The sequence below is a fragment of the Gordonia sp. 135 genome (assembly GCF_009720185.1).
Taxonomy (GTDB): Bacteria; Actinomycetota; Actinomycetes; order Mycobacteriales; family Mycobacteriaceae; genus Gordonia; species Gordonia alkanivorans.
In genome coordinates this window covers 4709444-4727933 of the sequence record NZ_CP046257.1, presented here as the reverse complement: position 1 = coordinate 4727933, position 18490 = coordinate 4709444, and the positions used below count along the sequence as shown (strand labels likewise).

Annotated in this window: 18 protein-coding genes and 1 pseudogene; 7 read left to right on the top strand and 12 right to left on the bottom strand. The window is 64.5% G+C overall.

Going from position 1 to position 18490, the window contains the following annotated elements; all coding sequences use genetic code 11:
- Window position 1: 1 nt before the first annotated feature.
- Both GKZ92_RS21345 and GKZ92_RS21340 read left to right on the top strand, forming a co-directional pair.
- Window positions 2-823, top strand: coding sequence for an ABC transporter permease (locus tag GKZ92_RS21345; RefSeq protein WP_085948631.1), 822 nt, complete (start codon window positions 2-4; stop codon window positions 821-823).
- Entirely contained in the window at window positions 820-1914 is a 1095-nt protein-coding gene (locus GKZ92_RS21340; RefSeq protein WP_006357960.1) for a sulfate/molybdate ABC transporter ATP-binding protein, read from the top strand. Before GKZ92_RS21345 ends, GKZ92_RS21340 begins: the two co-directional genes overlap by 4 nt.
- 215 nt (window positions 1915-2129) lie before the next feature.
- On the opposite strand, the gene GKZ92_RS21335 is transcribed toward GKZ92_RS21340, so the two are convergent.
- The 3 genes from GKZ92_RS21335 to GKZ92_RS21325 form a co-directional block, all read right to left on the bottom strand.
- Window positions 2130-2651 carry a hypothetical protein gene (locus GKZ92_RS21335; protein WP_006357959.1) on the bottom strand — a complete coding sequence of 174 codons (522 nt, stop codon included), beginning with the start codon at window positions 2649-2651 and terminating at the stop codon, window positions 2130-2132.
- 189 nt (window positions 2652-2840) lie between these two features.
- On the bottom strand, window positions 2841-3971 hold the full coding sequence (locus tag GKZ92_RS21330; RefSeq protein ID WP_230461858.1) for a hypothetical protein: 1131 nt from the start codon (window positions 3969-3971) through the stop codon (window positions 2841-2843).
- Between the two features lie 51 nt (window positions 3972-4022).
- Window positions 4023-4343, bottom strand: coding sequence for a hypothetical protein (locus GKZ92_RS21325; RefSeq protein WP_230461857.1), 321 nt, complete (start codon window positions 4341-4343; stop codon window positions 4023-4025).
- Window positions 4344-4625: 282 nt separating this feature from the next.
- Between GKZ92_RS21325 and GKZ92_RS21320 the strand changes: the two are divergent.
- Both GKZ92_RS21320 and GKZ92_RS21315 read left to right on the top strand, forming a co-directional pair.
- Window positions 4626-5567: pseudogene (locus tag GKZ92_RS21320) on the top strand (sulfate/molybdate ABC transporter ATP-binding protein); the annotation flags it as partial.
- 1147 nt (window positions 5568-6714) lie between these two features.
- Window positions 6715-8022, top strand: a complete 1308-nt coding sequence (locus tag GKZ92_RS21315; RefSeq protein ID WP_006358292.1) for an ISL3 family transposase — start codon at window positions 6715-6717, stop codon at window positions 8020-8022.
- A gap of 112 nt (window positions 8023-8134) precedes the next feature.
- On the opposite strand, the gene GKZ92_RS23895 is transcribed toward GKZ92_RS21315, so the two are convergent.
- From GKZ92_RS23895 to GKZ92_RS21290, 7 genes are all read right to left on the bottom strand, one after another.
- Window positions 8135-8263, bottom strand: a complete 129-nt coding sequence (locus GKZ92_RS23895; RefSeq protein WP_268902888.1) for a hypothetical protein — start codon at window positions 8261-8263, stop codon at window positions 8135-8137.
- Window positions 8230-8754 carry a hypothetical protein gene (locus GKZ92_RS21310; RefSeq protein ID WP_006357055.1) on the bottom strand — a complete coding sequence of 175 codons (525 nt, stop codon included), beginning with the start codon at window positions 8752-8754 and terminating at the stop codon, window positions 8230-8232. The genes GKZ92_RS23895 and GKZ92_RS21310 overlap by 34 nt, the downstream gene beginning before the upstream one ends.
- A gap of 231 nt (window positions 8755-8985) precedes the next feature.
- Window positions 8986-9795, bottom strand: coding sequence for a hypothetical protein (locus tag GKZ92_RS21305; protein WP_006357056.1), 810 nt, complete (start codon window positions 9793-9795; stop codon window positions 8986-8988).
- Window positions 9796-9813: 18 nt separating this feature from the next.
- Window positions 9814-10104, bottom strand: coding sequence for a hypothetical protein (locus tag GKZ92_RS23820; protein WP_230461855.1), 291 nt, complete (start codon window positions 10102-10104; stop codon window positions 9814-9816).
- 50 nt (window positions 10105-10154) lie between these two features.
- The gene (locus tag GKZ92_RS21300) at window positions 10155-10550 is read right to left on the bottom strand and encodes a hypothetical protein (protein WP_006357058.1); all 396 of its coding nucleotides are present in this window, start codon (window positions 10548-10550) and stop codon (window positions 10155-10157) included.
- Between the two features lie 159 nt (window positions 10551-10709).
- The gene (locus tag GKZ92_RS21295) at window positions 10710-11648 is read right to left on the bottom strand and encodes an adenylate/guanylate cyclase domain-containing protein (protein WP_006357059.1); all 939 of its coding nucleotides are present in this window, start codon (window positions 11646-11648) and stop codon (window positions 10710-10712) included.
- Window positions 11649-11703: 55 nt separating this feature from the next.
- Window positions 11704-12873: a TetR/AcrR family transcriptional regulator gene (locus tag GKZ92_RS21290; RefSeq protein ID WP_040003932.1), complete on the bottom strand. Its 1170-nt coding sequence runs from the start codon at window positions 12871-12873 to the stop codon at window positions 11704-11706.
- A 129-nt stretch (window positions 12874-13002) separates the two neighbouring features.
- Here GKZ92_RS21290 and GKZ92_RS21285 point away from each other — a divergent pair, with 129 nt between their 5' ends.
- On the top strand, window positions 13003-14214 hold the full coding sequence (locus GKZ92_RS21285; RefSeq protein ID WP_006357061.1) for an acetyl-CoA C-acetyltransferase: 1212 nt from the start codon (window positions 13003-13005) through the stop codon (window positions 14212-14214).
- Between the two features lie 28 nt (window positions 14215-14242).
- Complete coding sequence (locus tag GKZ92_RS21280; protein WP_006357062.1) at window positions 14243-16444, top strand: 3-hydroxyacyl-CoA dehydrogenase NAD-binding domain-containing protein; 2202 nt, start codon at window positions 14243-14245, stop codon at window positions 16442-16444.
- A gap of 134 nt (window positions 16445-16578) precedes the next feature.
- On the opposite strand, the gene GKZ92_RS21275 is transcribed toward GKZ92_RS21280, so the two are convergent.
- Complete coding sequence (locus GKZ92_RS21275) at window positions 16579-17241, bottom strand: hypothetical protein (protein WP_373278702.1); 663 nt, start codon at window positions 17239-17241, stop codon at window positions 16579-16581.
- A gap of 383 nt (window positions 17242-17624) precedes the next feature.
- Window positions 17625-18299: a slipin family protein gene (locus GKZ92_RS21270; RefSeq protein ID WP_006357064.1), complete on the bottom strand. Its 675-nt coding sequence runs from the start codon at window positions 18297-18299 to the stop codon at window positions 17625-17627.
- Between GKZ92_RS21270 and GKZ92_RS21265 the strand changes: the two genes are divergently transcribed.
- Window positions 18298-18462, top strand: coding sequence for a hypothetical protein (locus GKZ92_RS21265; RefSeq protein WP_155225629.1), 165 nt, complete (start codon window positions 18298-18300; stop codon window positions 18460-18462). The genes GKZ92_RS21270 and GKZ92_RS21265 overlap by 2 nt on opposite strands.
- The last annotated feature ends 28 nt before the right edge of the window (window positions 18463-18490 follow it).

Below are 18490 nucleotides of genomic sequence, written 5' to 3'. Positions count from 1 at the left end.
GATGCGCCGTCCCGGTCGCGTCCCTCGTGATCCCACCGGATTGCCGCTGTGGACATACAGTTTCGCCGCACTCGGTGTCGCGCTGATCGTCGTGCCGCCACTGGCTTTGCTGCTCCGGTCGCCGTGGGGCGGTTTCATCGAGCAGGTGACATCCCCGTCTTCGGTTGACGCGCTGCGGCTCTCGCTGATCACGGCCTCGCTCAGCACCGTCTTGTGTCTGATCATGGGAGTGCCGATGGCGGTGATCTTCGCGCGCCACGACGGCCCGTTCGTCCGTGTGCTGCGCTCACTGGTGTTGCTCCCACTCGTGCTCCCCCCGGTGGTCGGGGGCCTCGCGTTGTTGTACACCTTCGGGCGCCTCGGGATCGTCGGAGAACATCTGCACGACGCCGGTATCGATATCGCGTTCACCACGACCGCCGTCGTGCTGGCGCAGACCTTCGTCGCGCTGCCGTTCCTGGTGATCAGCGTCGAAGGTGCTGTGCGCGTGGTGGGTACGCGGTACGAGGAAGTCGCGGCGACTCTGGGTGCCGGACCGACCCGCACGTTGTGGAGGGTCACCCTGCCGCTGGTGGCGCCGTCGCTGCTCGCCGGTGTGGTCCTGGCGTTCGCGCGGGCGCTCGGCGAGTTCGGGGCGACGATCACCTTCGCGGGCAACGCTCCCGGTGTCACCCAGACGGCACCGCTGGCGATCTACGTGTCGGCGATCGACGACCCGCAGGCCGCGATCCCGTTGTCGCTTGTCCTGGTGGCGATCTCGCTGGTGGTCGTGGTGGGTGTGCACAGCCGACGACGACGCCGGACCGGGGCAGGTGTTCTGTGAGTGGCGAGGACCTGTTGGTGTCCATCGACCAGGCGGTGCCCCCGCTGACTGTGGAACACCGATTCACCGCAGGCCGTACGACTGCCGTCGTCGGACCGAATGGCGCGGGGAAGTCGACGATGCTGCGGGTGATCGCGGGACTACTGCGGGGGGACCGGGGATCGCGTATCAGTCTGGGCGATGAGGTGTTTCGTGACGATCGGGTGTTCGTGCCGCCGCATCGTCGGGGTGTGGCGCTGCTATCGCAGGATGCGCGGCTCTTTCCTCATCTGACGGTTGCGGAGAACGTGGCTTTCGCGCCGTCGGCGCAGCGGTTGACGCGTGCCGCGGTGGCGGAGAGGGTGACGCGGTGGCTGGCGGCCGTCGAGGTCGAGGAGTTGGCGGACCGGAAGCCCGACGAGCTGTCCGGTGGTCAGGCACAGCGGGTCGCCATCGCTCGGGCGATGGCCGCCGAACCACGGGTACTGCTGTTGGATGAGCCGTTTCGTGCGCTGGATGTCGATGTGGCGAGTCGATTGCGGGCCCTGTTGCGCGGTCTGCTCGCCGATCACGGCCGCACCACGATCATGGTCACCCATGACCCGGTCGACGCCCTCGGGCTTGCGGAGGACATCGTCGTGCTGGAACAGGGGGAGGTCGTCGAATCCGGCTCTACAAGACAGGTTCTGACCAACCCGGGGGCGAGGTTCACCGCATCGCTGTCGGGGCTGAATCTGTTCATGGGGCAGATCGGTGAGGACTCGACGGTCGTCGAGGAGTCAGGTAGTCAGGTGGTCGGGTCGGTCGGGGAGGACGTGCCCGTTGGTGGTCTAGGTGCAGGAACGCCGGCCGCGGCGACGTTCTCACCTCGTGCCGTCGCCGTGTATCTCGAAGAGCCGCACGGTAGCCCGCGAACAACGCTGCGCGCCATCGTCCGCGACGTGGTGCCCCGCGGTGATCATGCGGTGGTGAACACCGACGTCGGCGATCAGGTCGTGTCCGCCGAGGTCACCTGGGCGGCTGTTGCCGATCTGGGGTTGGTCGCCGGGCTCGACGTCGTGCTCGTGGTCAAGGCGAGCGAGGTACGCATCAGTGCGGTTGCCGAGCGGTGACTGCCGAACCTCAACTCGACTACGCGACTTCGATCGAAGTCTGGAAGTCGAGTTGACGTCTGCCGGATGCGGGCTGACAGGAGGTCTTACCGACTACGCGGTGAAGTACGCCAACATGAGGCCGGCAAGGAAGGCCAGTGCTGGATAGGTGAGCAACATCGAGACCACGCCAGTGAAGTAGGTACTCGGCTTTGTCCACCGATTGTCTTCTGCGTTCAATTGATTCGGGTCGTTCTGGTTTGCCATTGCTCTTCCATCTCGATGATTTCTCGTTCTACGTCGCCCCACGCTGCGACAGTCGTCGTTGCCGTGTAGATGGCCAGCGCAGATCCGAAGTCAGCCATCTGGTAAGACAATTGAGTCCGCCGGACCCGTAGATCGATTCCGCCAGACGTGTACTCCGCATCGTCAACACAACGGTACCCGTCGTCGAGTACTTGGTGCCCAAGTATCTCAGCGCCATCGAGAGGCGTGAAGTCCAGTGTCGTGTCAAGGCTTCCGAGGGGAATGGGCGGGACCTCGCCGAAACTGAAGTACTGGAGCACGACGTTCGCGACGAAAGGGGGTGTCGGCTCCTCGGCGCGGAGTAGTACCCGACTTGCGGAAGCCTGATGCGCGGCTTCTGGATCCATGTCGTACCAGAAAACTGAAGGTATGAATTCGAGTTCGGCTGTCACAGCGTGCAGCTTGGCCGTAGCGCCATAGTTGACGATTGCGTACTCGATCGCAGAGATCACTTCTCGACACCTACGAGGCGAGGAAATCGCCAAAGAAAAGCCCGGCGATGAATGCAACCCCTGTGGGAGCGCAAACCAAGGCATTCTTCAGCCAATCGGTTACGGCGACTCCGTTGTCGAGGGGAAGGCGGTTCGAACTGTGCCTCGGCCTGTCAGTACGACGTCTGTTCATCTGGTTTCCCCGTCCTATCAATCCATAATTGCTTGAACGCTGTCAGCGCCGGCCATACTGCCGATGGCAGCGCCGATGCCCGCCCCGATCGCGGTCCCAACTGGCCCGAAGAACGTTCCGACGACTGCCCCTGCGGCAGCGCCGCCGATCGCACCCCCAGCCGCAGATCCTGCGGTGACTGCCACGGCGTCGCCGAGGCTTTGGTCCCCGTCTCGGTACTTGCTGAACTCGTCCCATCCGGTGACAGCAACGCTGAGGACCTGGGAACCACGGAACAGTGCTCGCCCTAGCTTGTAATTCCGAGACACTTCTTCGGGGGTCAATCCGGACACTGAGCGAGAATGACGTGTCCCAGCGTATCGCTGCTTTTGGTCGAAGACCCACCCGATGTCCTGGCCTCGGCGCTCAATCGCGCCGAACGCCGCCGTCGCGGCAGCACTCTTCAGATCGATGTCGCCATAACCCATCGCGTTCAAGATGTACCTGGCCCGTGAGGGATCCATGCCGGCATGGTTGCCTTTCTTCAACTCGGCCAACTGCTCCGGCGTGACATCCATCATTCGTGTGAATCGGCCGAGTTGTTCAGGCGTGGCCGTGCCATCGCGTACCGCTTTGGCATCGCTTTCTGCGAGCGCGGCGTCGACGGCTCCTCGGTTCTTGCCAACGGAAGTGGGTGTGATGCCGCCGATCTCGCCGAGCGCACGACTGATCGCGTCCCGCGTCGCAGTCACCGTGTCATCAGCAGCAGTGGCGAGGCCTGACAGCGCGGACTGGTGCTCGAACGCTTCGCGGGCGTCGTACTCGGCACCATCCGGCGCACGGGCGGGATCGAAGTTGATCGCGTACCCACGGCTTCCGCGGTCGAGGATGTAGCCTCTGCTGTCGGCGAGTGCGGTCCGGCTTTCCAATGCGGTTATCGCGCTGCGAATGTTGGCGGCGCCGGTCTGCAGGACCTCTGCGAGGTCGCCGTATTCGTCGGCGGTGTTCCGGATCCATCGAGTGACGCCCTCGGCCCGGGTGTCGGCAGCGCCGCGCGCCTCCCCGTGCCATTGCCCGGACGTCAGATTCAGGACCGGATTGCCCGCCTTCGGTGCCTCGACCTCCAGATGGGCCTGCAGGCGAACGATGCCGAACGCTATCTGTGCCATGACCTCGGGCTCCCATGAGGCCACTTCGTCATAACTCGGAGGCATGAGTCTCTACTGCACCGACAACAGGACACTGAGCGGGACGACATGGTTCTTCTGGTCCCCTTGACGAGTGGGATAAGGTACTGCGTCCCGGATGCGGCCGGCGCTGTGACCGTCCGTCGCGACGGTGGTTTCCTTGGCGTCGACCACCAGTTCCGAGAACGCAGCCACTGCACCGGACGGGTTGGCAAGGGAGGTGGCGATGCGCTCGTCGGCAGTGGCCGCCACTACCGACATGTCAGCGGTCGCACCCTTGAAGGTGCCGGCCAGTTCGGCGAACGTCGACGACGTCCCCTCCAGGCCCGCATACGAGGACAGCTCGAGCGTCATCAGTCGCGACGCGCAGTTCGAGACGTGCGTCGCCGCGGTGTCGAGCGCTGATGGGTCAACAACCAAGTCCGACACAAATCCCCCCCTTTGATGTCGCAAACCACGATAGATGTGCGGTCGCCACCATAGTTCGGGAGGTCGCGGCCTTCGGATCTCTGTCCACAGGCGACCGGCGAACCTCAACTCGACACACAGACCTCGATCGAAGTCTGCCGGTCGAGCTGAAGTCTGCCGGTCAGTCGTTGAATGGCCCGTCGCGATGAGCTTCGCGGGGCTGATGCGGGGGACCGGGGATCGCGTATCAGTCTGGGCGATGAGGTGTTTCGTGACGATCGGGTGTTCGTGCCGCCGCATCGTCGGGGTGTGGCGCTGCTATCGCAGGATGCGCGGCTCTTTCCTCATCTGACGGTTGCGGAGAACGTGGCTTTCGCGCCGTCGGCGCAGCGGTTGACGCGTGCCGAGGTGGCGGAAAGGGTGACGCGGTGGCTGGCGGCCGTCGAGGTCGAGGAGTTGGCGGACCGGAAGCCCGACGAGCTGTCCGGTGGTCAGGCACAGCGGGTCGCCATCGCTCGGGCGATGGCCGCCGAACCACGGGTACTGCTGTTGGATGAGCCGTTTCGTGCGCTGGATGTCGATGTGGCGAGTCGATTGCGGGCCCTGTTGCGCGGTCTGCTCGCCGATCACGGCCGCACCACGATCATGGTCACCCATGACCCGGTCGACGCCCTCGGGCTTGCGGAGGACATCGTCGTGCTGGAACAGGGGAGGGTCGTCGAATCCGGCTCTACAAGACAGGTTCTGACCAACCCGGGGGCGAGGTTCACCGCATCGCTGTCGGGGTTGAATCTGTTCATGGGGCAGATCGGTGAGGACTCGACGGTCGTCGAGGAGTCAGGTAGTCAGGTGGTCGGGTCGGTCGGGGAGGACGTGCCCGTTGGTGGTCTAGGTGCAGGAACGCCGGCCGCGGCGACGTTCTCACCTCGTGCCGTCGCCGTGTATCTCGAAGAGCCGCACGGCAGTCCGCGAACGACGCTGCGCGCCATCGTCCGCGACGTGGTGCCCCGCGGTGATCATGCGGTGGTGAACACCGACGTCGGCGATCAGGTCGTGTCCGCCGAGGTCACCTGGGCGGCTGTTGCCGATCTGGGGTTGGTCGCCGGGCTCGACGTCGTGCTCGTGGTCAAGGCGAGCGAGGTACGCATCAGTGCGGTCGCCGAGCGGTGACTTGCAGACTGTAGGTCACGGACTCAGCATGGCGTCGCCGGTGCCGAATCTGAAGTTTGAAGGGCGATGTTTGCAGCGAACGGGGGCGGGGCCCTTCGGATCGACAGAGCACCGGCTCGCGCTAGCGCCATGCGCGACCTCGGCCGCCCAAGTCGTACAAAGCGGGTGGACCGAGGAAATCCTAGTCAGGAGTCGTAGCAACGAGTGTCGCGACACGTCCGACCTTCACGAGCGCGTACTCAAGCGCAGCAATCATCTTCGGTCAGTGATCTTTCCTGTCTAACCCCATGCGTTGATCCCTAGAAGAAGACCGAGGAAGAATGTAACCCCTGAAGGGGCGACGACAAGTTTGTTCATCAAATGTGTCTTCACAACAGTAGACGAGTGGGAATAACTCTCGGCCAACGATTGTCGGAGTTTGGCGGGACCGTTGTCCCGATGTCTTCCCGATTCGCGATTGCGCACTAGTCAAACCAATCCTTCACCATCTTGCCTAGGCTCGATCCGGCACTACGTCCCAGTGCTCGTCGGCAGTGGCCGCCACTACCGATATGCCAGCAGTCGAATCCTTGACGTTTCCGGCCAGTTCGCCGAACGGCGAAGACGTCCCATCCCACCCACATATGACTATAGGTAGGTGGCGAGGCCGATTCGTTTGATCATTGTCGATCATTTCGCGCCCATCCTCATATCGAAACGCCACATAAGAAGCCGAGCAACAGAGTGGCTGACGAAGGCAGACACTCCATGCAGATCTTCAGGTAGTCGCCGGCGCCAGCAATGGCTTCGGATCTGATGTCTGAGGCAGGTCGCCGGCGGCGCAGGGGATGTGGATCTCGATGCCTACTGCTTCGATGCTCTTTCATCTGTCAGCCAATCTCTTTCAGCCGACTGTCGTGGCTCTGAACCCAGGTAACTGCCGGTATGAACTCGGGGCGCGGATACTACGGCGAGTCGATCAAGAACCGCTGGAAGCGCTGTCCGTGCGGCCATACTGGCTCTTCCTGATTGACGGTGCGTAGAACGGGTTCTACCGGGCACAAGATGTAGGTCGGGTTCGGCGGCGGCGAGCCGGGGATGCGGGCGGGTCCTGTGGTGTGAAGATGAAAGCCCCTACACCTCATCACTCACACCGACAGGACCCTCGTTGCAGCGTAGCGCCATTGCCGACACGATTTGCCGCACGATCGAACTCGGGGTGACGATCACCGATGCCGCTCTCGACGGCGAGGATCGCACACACCTGTTCTGCGAGGTCTTGGCCCCGAAGAGTAGCTGCCCGAGGTGCGAGCGGGCGGGTCGGTTGCGTGATCATGTCGATCGTGAGGTGGCAGATCTACCGATCGTGGGCCATCCGACCCGGTTGCATCTGAGGGTGCCGCGCTACGCCTGCGAGAACGGCGCGTGTGGTCAGGGCATCTTTCGCGCCGACATCTCGGCGATCGTCGCGCCGCGCGCGGCGGTGACGCGCCGCACGATCGCGTGGATTCTTCGGCGGATGATTCTGGACAAGATGAGCGTCTCTGCGGTCGCCGCGTCGGTCGGGTTGGGCTGGAACACCGTGAATGCCCTCGCGTTGCAGGCGGCGCGTACGGTGGCTTCGGCGCCTGGCCGACTCGACGGTGTCAGGGTTCTCGGTGTTGATGAGCACAAGTGGAAACATGTTCGCGGCAATGGTGATTCGAGTTTCGTGACCGTGCTGGTCGACCTCACACCGATTGTGGATGGGACCGGGTCGGCGCGCTTGCTGGATATGGTGGGCGGCCGGTCCAAAGCGGCGTTGAAGGACTGGCTCGATGCCCGCGATGACTCCTTTCGGGACCGGATCCGGGTGGTCACCATGGACGGATTCACCGGGTATCGCACCGCGACCGCCGAGGCATTGGATAAGGCGCGGGCGGTGATGGACCCGTTCCACGTGGTCCATCTGGCCGCCGAGAAGCTCACAGTGTGTCGTCAACGCGTGCAACACGATACGTGTGGGCACCGCGGCCGCACGGGTGATCCGCTCTACGGTATCCGCCGACCACTGCTGACCCGGATCGCGTTGCTGACAGACAAGCAGAAGGCCCGGCTACGTAGCGGGTTGGAGGCTCACGAGGAGCACGTGGCCGTCTCGGTCACCTACGCGATCTACCAAGAGCTGATCAACGCCTACGGCCAGGAGAACAAGCGTGACGGCAAGATCGCGATGTACAAGCTGCTCAAACGGATTCATACCGGCGTTCCGTCCGGGCTGGCAGAGTTGGCCCAACTCGGCCGATCATTATGGGCGCGGCGTGCCGAGATCTTGGCCTACTTCGACACCGGCGCCTCCAACGGACCCGTCGAAGCGATCAACGGCCGCCTGGAACACCTCCGCGGGATCGCGTTGGGCTTCCGCAACCTCAACCACTACATCTTGCGGTCACTCATCCACTCCGGCGGCCTCGCACAACACCTCGACGCACTCTGAATCAGGAAGAGCCGCCATACTGCCGATGGCATCGCATCCAGGTCGAACTCGATGAAAGCCACTTCATCGAGTCGATACGTCCCCGGCGAACCGCCGAGGGACGAGAGGTATGTCAAGACGACGCCAGGTAACCGAGCAGAATTCCGATGCAGAAGGTCAGGATCGGGTAGGTGATGAACATCGACAGTTTGCCGGTGAAGTAGGTGCTCAGCTGTCGCCATTTATTGTCGTCGTCAGCCACTGGTCTTCCATTTCTCTGATCTCTGATTGGACTGTTTCCGCCGCCGACACGGTAGTCGTGGCAGTGAAAATTGTCAGGGCCGACTGCCCGGTTGGGGTCCGGTAGGCCAGTTGCGCGCGGCGAACGCGCAACTCAGTGTCCTGTGCGGTGTACACGCCGTCGTCTGTGCAGAAGTATCCGTCTCGGTCGACGGTGTGGCCGATGACCGTGGCATGCGGAAGAGCCGTGATATCGAGCGACGTATCGAGTACCGAGAGGCGAACCGGTTCGATGTCACCGAGAGTGAAGTACTGAACAACCACGTTCGACACGAACATTGCTGGCGGCATCTCTGCGCGTAATAACACGCGACTTGCCATCGCACCGTGCGCGGCGGAGGTCTCGAGGTCGTACCACGCTGGCGGCGGATTGAAAGTCAGCTCAGCCGACGTCGCCCGGAGTTCGGCCGTGGCCGCGAAGTTGGCGATTGCGTACTCGGGCGCCGCGATCACGAGTTTGCCGCCCCTTCACAGATCAGTTTGATATCGCACCTCCACACATCAGTCCTAAGAAGAAAGTGAGGCCGGACGGCAGGCACGCCAGGGGTGTCCAGAACATGAAACTGGTTGTACTGTCGGACAGGCTGGTGGACAGCCTTCGTCGCAGACTTTTGTCTTGAGACCGAGGTTTCCACGGCGGCAGAGATTTCGGGTCGCCGTCACCAGAGTCAGCATGTCGCGCCATCAATCGAACCAACCTTTCACGACTTTCATTGCGTCGGATCCGGCTTTGCTGCCGATGGCGGCTCCGATTCCGGCTCCGATTGCCGTGCCGACAGGACCGGCAAACGAGCCCACCACGGCGCCTGCTGCCGCCCCTCCGATCGCTCCGCCGCCGACCGCTCCGACCACGGCGGTAACAGCGTCGCCACCATCTTGCTCGTCGCGATCGTACTTGCTCCATTCGTCGTAAACCGTCACCCCCAACCCGAGGAAGAATGAGCCTTTGGCCATCGACTTGCCGAGAGAGTTCATGCGTGCGACGTCGTCTGGACCCATTCCCGCTTGACCGACTGACCGCCTCGTCCGGCGGTAGGCCTCGGCGATGTCCTCTCCTCGTCGCTGAATGGCGGAGATAGCCGCGGTCGCCGCTGGCCCGGATAGATCACCTTCGAGCCCGAGAGCGGTCTTGATGTACTCGATTCGGGACGGGTCCAGTCCACTCAGTCTGCCCGCTCTTAGGTCCTCCAACTGTTGCGGCGTCAGCGCCATCATGCGCTCGAAACGTCCGCGTTGTTCGGGGGTGGCCGTGCCATCGCGGACCGCTTTGGCATCGCTTTCCGCGAGGTTGGGGTCGATGAGTCCTCGGTTCGAGGCCACAGACGGTGGCGTTATGGCGCCGATCTCGCCGAGTGCGCCATTAATAGCATCCCGGGTCGCTGTCACGGTGTCGTCAGCCGCAGTTCCGAGGCGGATGAGAGCGGCGTGGTGCTCGTACGCAAGCCCGGCGTCGTACTCTGCACCTTCAGGCGCGCGCGCCTGATCGAAGTTCACTGTGTAGCTGCGGCTTCCTCAGTCGAGGATGTAACCATCCCCGTCTGCGAGGATGGTGCGGTTCTCGAGCGCGGTGATGGTGCCGCGGATGTCGGCTGCGCCCGTCCGCAGTGCGGCCGCGAGGTCGCCGTATTCGTCGGCGGTGTTCCTGATCCAGCTCGTGAGTCCAGCGGCGCGATTATCGGCCGGCGTTCTCGCCTCCCCGTGCCATTGCGCGCCTGTCAGATTCAGGACCGGGTTGCCTGCCTTCGGCGCTTCGACCTCCAGGTGTGCCTGGAGCCGAACAATGCCGAACGCGATTTGTGTCATGACCTCTGGTTTCCAAGAGGTCACCTCGCTATAACTCGGAGGCATGAGTTTTACTGCACCGACAACAGGATGCTGAGTGGGACGACGTGATTCTTCTGGTCACCCTGACGCGTGGGATACGGAACGGCGTCTCGGATATGACCGGCGCTCTGACCGTCCGTTGCCACGGTGGTCTCCTTGGCGTCGACCACCAGTTCGGAGAACGCGGCGACTGCGCCGGACAGGTTAGCCAGGGATGTGGCGATGTGCTCGTCTGCGGTGGCGGCCACCACTGACATGTCGGCGGTCGCGCCTTTGAAGTTGCCGGCCAGTTCGCTGAACGTCGAAGACGTCCCCTCCAAGCCCGCATACGAGGACAGCTCGAGCGCCATCAGTCGCGACGCGCAGTTCGAGACATCCGACGCTGCGGTGTCGAGCGCTGACGGGTCAACAACCAAGTCCGACACAAATCCCCCTTTTGATGCCGCAGACCACCATAGATGTTCGGTCGCCACCCTAGTTCGGCAGGTCGCGGCCTTCAGATCTATGTCCACAGCCCACCGGCGAACCTCAACTCGACCCCCAGACCTCGATCGAAATCTGCCGGTCGAGTTGAGGTTCGCCGGTCAGTCGTTGAGCGGCCCGTCGCGATGGGTTTCGAGCACGCGCGCCTTGAGGTGCTTGTATCCCCGGACTCGCAGGGAGGGCATCGATTTGAGGTAGAACCGGTCGTCGGCGCTGATCTCGTCGGCGATGGTGTCATCGATGAGAGTGGTGCCGGGCCGGGCCGAACTCGCCAGCCGGGAGGCGATATTGACGGGTTCGCCGAAGACGTCGCCGAGCCTGGTCAGTACCGGGCCGCGGGCGAGTCCGACGCGGAGCGGCGGGACGTGATCGTTCTCGGACAGTTCGTGGATTCGGATCGCTGCTGCCGCCGCGGCATGAGCATCCTCGAAGGTGAACATCACCGCGTCGCCGAGAGTCTTGACCACGCGACCGCCATGATCGACGACGACGTCGAAGGTGTCGTCCTCGAAAGACCCGAGAAGTGCTTCGAGGTCGGCCAGATCGATACGGCGCGAGAGGCTGGTGTACCCGACGATGTCGGCGAATCCGACGATCAGATCGAACTGTTCATCCGCGGAGTGATCGGCGTGGCGTTCCAGCGCCAGCGCCATGTGGCGTCGCCAGATGAGCTGCTGGACCTGGCCCAGCGCGGCACTCATCTGCTCGAGGGACCAGGGGATGTCGGGGTCGTCGGCGATCTCGCGAAGTTGGTCGGCCTCCCAGTCGGCCAGACGCGACATGGTCTGGCCGATCGCTCGTGCCATCGCGATCTGAGTCGACTCCGGCATCGCCGCCGACGACGCGGCGAACATGCGCAGCGCGGCGACGTCACTCTCGGTGGCGACCTTGTCGTTGGTCGAGCGTCGCACGAAACCGAAAGCATTCCAGGCCTTCTCGGCGAAATCCGATTCGATGCCGAGCTCGGCGATCAGTTCGTCGCGCGTGTAGCGGGGTTCGTTGGCATCGTCGGCGGTGAGGGAGGGGGCGTCTTCCGGCATGCAGAAAGTGTCTCGCACTGCCGGGCCGTTGGGGAGCGCAACGGCGCCAGGGCAGTCAGATCGCCAGCACGCCCTTCATCAGATAGGCCATTCGAGCGGCGAACTGCGGGCTCTGTGCTCCTCGGCGCATCCGCACGGCGTCGTTGACGACCGACAGCGCCGCGTGTACGGCGACCGCGCCCTGGTCGCGCTTGAGCGAAGGATCCACCTCGACGAGCAGATCGATCCACCGCGCGACGTAGCGCCGCTGGATGTCGAGGAGGTCGGTGGCGCCGGGTTGCCCGGCGAGCACGGACGAGTTGTTGAAGCTGACCGAGAGGTCGGGCGTGCTGGTGATGACGTCGACATAAGAGTCGACGAGTGCCGCCAGGAGCTTCGCCGGGTCGTCGGTTGCGCCGTACGCCGCCATCACTCCGGCGTCCAGGCGCGCGCCGCTGCGATAACCGATGGCTACCAGGATCGCCATCTTCGACGGAAAGTGTTTGTACACACTGGGTCCGGCGATTCCGACGGCCCGTCCGATCTCGTCGACGCCGACATCGGAGTAACCGCGGTCGGCGAACAGGGCGGCCGCGGCGTCGAGGATCTCGTCGCGACGCGACCGTGTGACACCGGATATCACCGGTGCGGTGTCGAGGGTCGGTGCGGTCGCCGGACTCAGGGTCAGCAGGCGTCGGACCAGCTTTTCGATCTCCTCCTGGGCGCGGGCGCTCGACATTCGCGTGTGATGGACGGTCAAACTGCCGCTGACACTCAGTATCGCCCACGCCAACTGGACCGCCTCGCGTTCGGTCAGGTCGTCGCGTCCGGTGAGGATCGCCGCCGCCCACTGTCCGATCACCTCGCGAATGCGCAGCGCGACCTGCTTGTTCTGCTCGACGGTCAGGTAGTTGCTCGTCCAGCGCCAGAGCGAGGCCGTCTGCGGACTCTCGACGGCAAGCGCGCACACGGTCGATATCAGCGTCACCGCGTCGTTGCCGTCGCGGAGGACGCGGTCGGTGCACGCTTCGAGGTCGTCGACACCGGCGAGGACAGCCGCGGCGAGGAGTGACTGCTTGTCGTCGAAATGCCGGTAGACCGACGGGGCGGTGACGCCCGCCGAACGGGCGATGTCGGCGACCGACACCCGCGCGTAGCCGCGCTGGACGAAGAGCGACGCCGCGGAGTCGACGAGCTGTCGTTTGCGGTCGGCGCCCTTGGTGCGGGTCGTCTTTCGGTCAGGCATGGTGAACAGACCATAGCGCACATTCGGCGGAGATCCAGACCGGCTGAGCACGGGGTATAGCCAAATAAGTGATTCCGCGTTAGCCTCGGTGAGTAACCAACTGGTGGTTCGTGTGAAAGGAACACTTTCGTGCCTGATCAAGCATTCATCTACGAGGCGATCCGCACGCCTCGTGGCAAGCAGCGCGGCGGTGCGCTGCACAGCGTCAAGCCGGTCGACCTGGTCTCGGGTCTGATCGACGAGGTTCTGGCCCGCCACGGCGGCCTCGATCCCGCCGACGTCAACGACGTCATCCTCGGTGTCGTCTCGCCGGTCGGCGAGCAGGGCGCGGTCATCGCACGTACCGCCGCCCTCAACAGCGGCCTCCCGGAGACCGTTCCGGGCACCCAGATCAACCGCTTCTGCGCCTCCGGCCTGGAAGCCACCAACCTCGCCGCGGCCAAGGTCGCCTCCGGCTTCGACGACCTGGTTCTCGCCGGTGGCGTCGAGTCGATGTCGCGCGTCCCGATGGGCAGCGACGGCGGCGCACTCTTCACCGACCCCGCCACCGCCTACGACCACTACATCGTCCCGCAGGGCATCGGCGCCGACCTGATCGCCACCATCGAGGGCTTCTCGCGCGAGGACGTCGACGCCTACGCCGCCGAGTCGCAGGCTCGCGCCGAGAAGGCTTGGACCAGTGGCTACTTCGCCAAGTCCGTCGTGCCCGTCAAGGACATCAACGGCGTCACCATCCTCGACCACGACGAGCACCGTCGTCCGGGTTCGACCGTCGAGAGCCTCGGCAAGCTGAAGGCCGCCTTCGCCGCCCTCGCCGACATGGCCGGCTTCGACGACGTCGCGCTGCAGAAGTACCCGAGCGTCGAGAAGATCAACCACGTCCACACCGGTGGCAACAGCTCCGGCATCGTCGACGGTTCGGGCCTCGTGCTCATCGGTAGCGAGGAGGCCGGCAAGCGCAACGGCCTGACCCCGCGCGGCCGCGTCGTCGCTTTCGCCGAGGTCGGCTCCGAGCCCACCATCATGCTGACCGGCCCCACGCCGGCCACCGAGCTGGCGCTGAAGAAGGCCGGCCTGACTGTCGACGACATCGACGTCTTCGAGCTGAACGAGGCCTTCGCCTCGGTCGTCATGAAGTGGATGAAGGATCTGAAGATCCCGCACGAGAAGGTCAACGTCAACGGTGGCGCCATCGCCATGGGGCACCCGCTCGGTGCGACCGGCGCGATGATCTACGGCACCTGCCTCGACGAGCTCGAGCGCACCGGCGGCCGCTACGGCCTGATCACCCTCTGCATCGGTGGCGGCATGGGCGTCGCGACCATCATCGAGCGTCTCTGACCTTCACAGAAAGAACTTCTGAAACACCATGAGTGACAACATGATCAACTGGGAGAAGGACGCCGACGGCGTCGTCATCCTCACCATGGACGACCCCAACCAGGGCGCCAACACGATGAACGCGCTGTACCAGGAGTCGATGGCAGCGACCGTCGACCGCCTGGAGGCGGAGAAGGACGACATCACCGGTGTCGTCCTGACCTCGGCGAAGAAGACCTTCTTCGCCGGCGGCGACCTCAAGGACATGACGAGCGACCGCTCGAACGTCTCCAAGGCCGAGATCGCCACCCAGATCACCGAGACCACCAACGCCATGAAGAAGGTGCTGCGTCGTCTCGAGACCCTGGGCAAGCCCGTCGTCGCGGCCATCAACGGTGCTGCACTCGGTGGCGGCCTGGAGATCGCGCTGCACACCCACTACCGCATCGCCGCGGACGTCAAGGGTGTCCAGATCGGTCTGCCCGAGGCCACCCTCGGTCTGCTCCCCGGTGGCGGCGGCGTCGTCCGTACCGTCCGCCTGCTCGGCATCCAGAACGCCCTCATGGGTGTTCTGCTCCAGGGCCAGCGCTTCAACCCGACCAAGGCCAAGGAGACCGGCCTGGTCAACGAGGTCGTCGGCTCCATCGAGGAACTGATCCCCGCCGCCAAGGCATGGATCAAGGAGAACCCCGAGGCCCAGCAGCCGTTCGACGTCAAGGGCTACAAGATCCCGGGCGGTGCTCCCACCAACCCGGCCTTCGCCGCGAACCTCCCGGCTCTGCCGGCCCTGCTGCGCAAGCAGATCAAGGGTGCCAACATGCCGGCTCCGCGCGCCATCCTGGCCGCAGCCGTCGAGGGTGCCTACGTCGACGTCGACACCGCCGACATCATCGAGACCCGCTACTTCGTCTCGCTGGTCACCGGCCAGGTCGCGCAGAACATGATCAAGGCGTTCTTCTTCGACCTGCAGCACATCAACGGTGGCGGCTCGCGCCCCGATGGCTACGACAAGTACACCGCCAAGAAGGTCGGCGTCATCGGCGCCGGCATGATGGGCGCGGCCATCGCGTACGTCTCGGCCAAGGCCGGCATCGAGGTCGTCCTCAAGGACATCGACCTCGAAGCTGCCAAGCGCGGCAAGGGTTACTCGGAGAAGCTCGAGGCGAAGGCTCTCGCCAAGGGCAAGACCACGCAGGAGAAGAGCGACGCGCTCCTCGCCCGCATCCACCCGACCGTCGACCCGCAGGACTTCAAGGGCGTCGACCTCGTCATCGAGGCCGCGTTCGAGTCGGTCGAGGTCAAGCACAAGGTGTTCCAGGAGATCGAGGACATCGTCGAGCCCGACGCCGTCTTGGGTTCCAACACCTCGACCCTGCCGATCACCATCCTCGCCGAGGGTGTGAAGCGGTCCGAGGACTTCATCGGTATCCACTTCTTCTCGCCGGTCGACAAGATGCCGCTGGTCGAGATCATCAAGGGTGAGAAGACCTCGGATGCCGTGCTGGCCAAGGTCATTGACTACACCCTGCAGATCCGCAAGACCCCGATCGTCGTCAACGACAGCCGTGGCTTCTTCACCAGCCGCGTCATCGGCACCTTCGTCAACGAGGCCATCGCGGCCGTCGGCGAGGGCGTCGAACCGGCGTTCATCGAGCACGCGGGCACCCAGGCCGGTTACCCGGCCGCGCCGCTGCAGCTCATGGACGAGCTGACCCTGACCCTGCCGCAGAAGATCCGCAAGGAGACCGAGGCAGCGCTCAAGGCCGAGGGCAAGGACGTCCCGCAGCACGGCTCGAACGCCGTCGTCGACTGGATGGTCGAGAACGGCCGCACCGCCAAGAAGGACGGCAAGGGCTTCTACGACTACGACGAGAACGGCAAGCGCACCCAGCTCTGGCCGGGCCTGCGTGAGCAGTTCAACTCGGGCTCCAAGGAGATCCCGCTCGAGGACATGAAGGAGCGTATGCTCTTCGCCGAGTCTCTCGAGACCGTCAAGTGCTTCGACGAGGGTGTGCTCACCTCCGTCGAGGACGCCAACATCGGCTCGATCTTCGGCATCGGCTTCCCGGCCTGGACCGGTGGTGTCATCCAGTACATCAACGGTTACGAGGGTGGCGTACCCGGCTTCGTCGCGCGTGCCAAGGAACTCGCCGCCAAGTACGGCAAGCACTTCGAGCCGCCGGCCTCGCTCGTCGAGAAGGCTGAGCAGGGTGTCACCAAGCTGACCAACGAGAACCTCGCTGCCAAGTAAGGCTCTCGCTGGGTGACCAGCAGACATCAAGAGCCCCGGCCGGATTCGTTCCGGTCGGGGTTCTTGCGTTCGCTCATTCATTCCGTTCCCGCTCACCCTTCAACGGTGAGCGGGAACGGATTCAGTGAGCGAAACTAGGCGGCGAGGAGCCCGAACTTCTTGAGCCAGGGTCGAAGCAGTGGAACGAGCCGACGTTCCTCGAGGGTCGACCACGTCCATCGGACGACGGTGATGCCTTCGGCGCGCAGACGATCCTCGCGGAGCTTCTCACGAATCACGACATCCGTCGCCGATTCGTCTGCACCGCGCAGCCGACCGTACTTGTGGAGGCCGTCGAACTCGCCGACGAGCAGTTCCTCCCAGCCGAAGTCGCAACGGTACTTCTGACCGTCGACGGTGAACTCGCGCTGCAGCGTCGGAGTCGGAAGTCCCGCGTCGATCATCTGCGCGCGGCTCCAGGACTCGCCGACACTTTCGGAGGCGGCGTCTGCGAACGGCAAGGCGCGGCGAGCATTCCGGGCACTCTGGCGTCGACGGCCCGCGAGCAGATCTGCCATGACCGTCCGATCGGCACTCATCCGAAGTGCGGCGTCGAAGACCACGAGAGCCTGGTCGAAGCTCCCCATGGTCGCGACGTCGACGGCGGTACGTTCGATGGAGGTGACCCGCATGTCGTCGACCTCGACCACTTCGTCGATGTCCAATGGCGCGGCATGCAGGTGGCGGTGGGCGCGGATCGATCCGCCCGAGGCCCGGCCGGTGGTCACGTGGACGAGGCTGAGATCCGGATGGAGCATGGGTAACTCGTGAAGGGCTGCGGCGGAGACGTGGCTGAGTGGATGACCGTCGGAGGGGCCCGAGGTTGCGACCGCCAGGGCACGTAGGCGGTGGCGCTTCTCCAGGGAGTCCACGCCGGTCGGTTGGTCGGCGGCGGGAACCCAGACACCCGGTACCAGTCGTACGAGTTCGCGGCGCGTGACGGCGCCGGACAGTTGCTCGTCGGAGAAACCCGCGTGCAGTGCGCGTCGCGATGTACGAGCCCGAACCGATCGGTGGGGAAGGGTGGCATGGAGATACGACGCAGCGCGCGGCGATTGGGTTCCCGCTTGAGCGATCGCTCACACGATCCGTTCCCGCTCACTTTTCATGGGTGAGCGGGAACGGACATTGTGAGCGAAACTCAGTCCGCCGACGGCACCTCGGCACCGCCGACGCTGAGCACGACGCGCGCACCGTAGGGCACCGACTCGACGAGCCGCAGCTGCGCCAGCGCCGGGTGCGCGTCGAGGAGGCGACCCGCATTCGCAAGTGCCCGCAGTGACGCGGTCTCGGCCCGGGCCGCCTCGAGCTTCGCCAGACCGCGGGTCCTCGCGGTGACCACCTCGAGTGCGGCACTTCGGATCTCCGACGGCACGATGATGTCGCGGATGACGGCATCGAGGACCTCGACACCGACGGTTGCGGCGACCTCGGCCGCCGCCTCGCGGATCGGGCCGACGTCGACGACATCACCGCGTCGGATCAGGTCCTCCGACGCGGTGTCGGCGCAGACCTGGCGCAGTGCGATCTGCGCGGCCAGGTAAACCGCACCGATCGGATCGGCTGCCCGCTCGACGAACGCTCGCGCGTCGACAACCCGGGCACGCAACGACATCGAGACACGTATCGAGATCGAATCCGAGGTGAGGATCTCCTGCGGCGCAACAGGGATCAGTCGGTCGCGCAGGTCGACTGTCACCGTCGAATCGGGCTTGGAGATCCGATGACGACCGGTCGGCAGGGACCGGACCTCGGTACCCCGGTAGGTCAGCACCGTGTGACCCGGTGGGACGGTGATCTCGCGGTAGAACAGCATGGCGATCCTCCTTTCCGTTGCGTCGCAATGCTCGTCGGTCTACGTGGTGGCGACACCGCTCGCGGGCGGTCCGGCCGGTGGGATCGCATCGTCGAATCGCGAACGATCCGTCGACACGACCGCAGGACCGACCGATCCCGTGATCCCGGGAGCGGTGCCGTGATCAGGACTCGAACCTGAAAGGGTTGAGA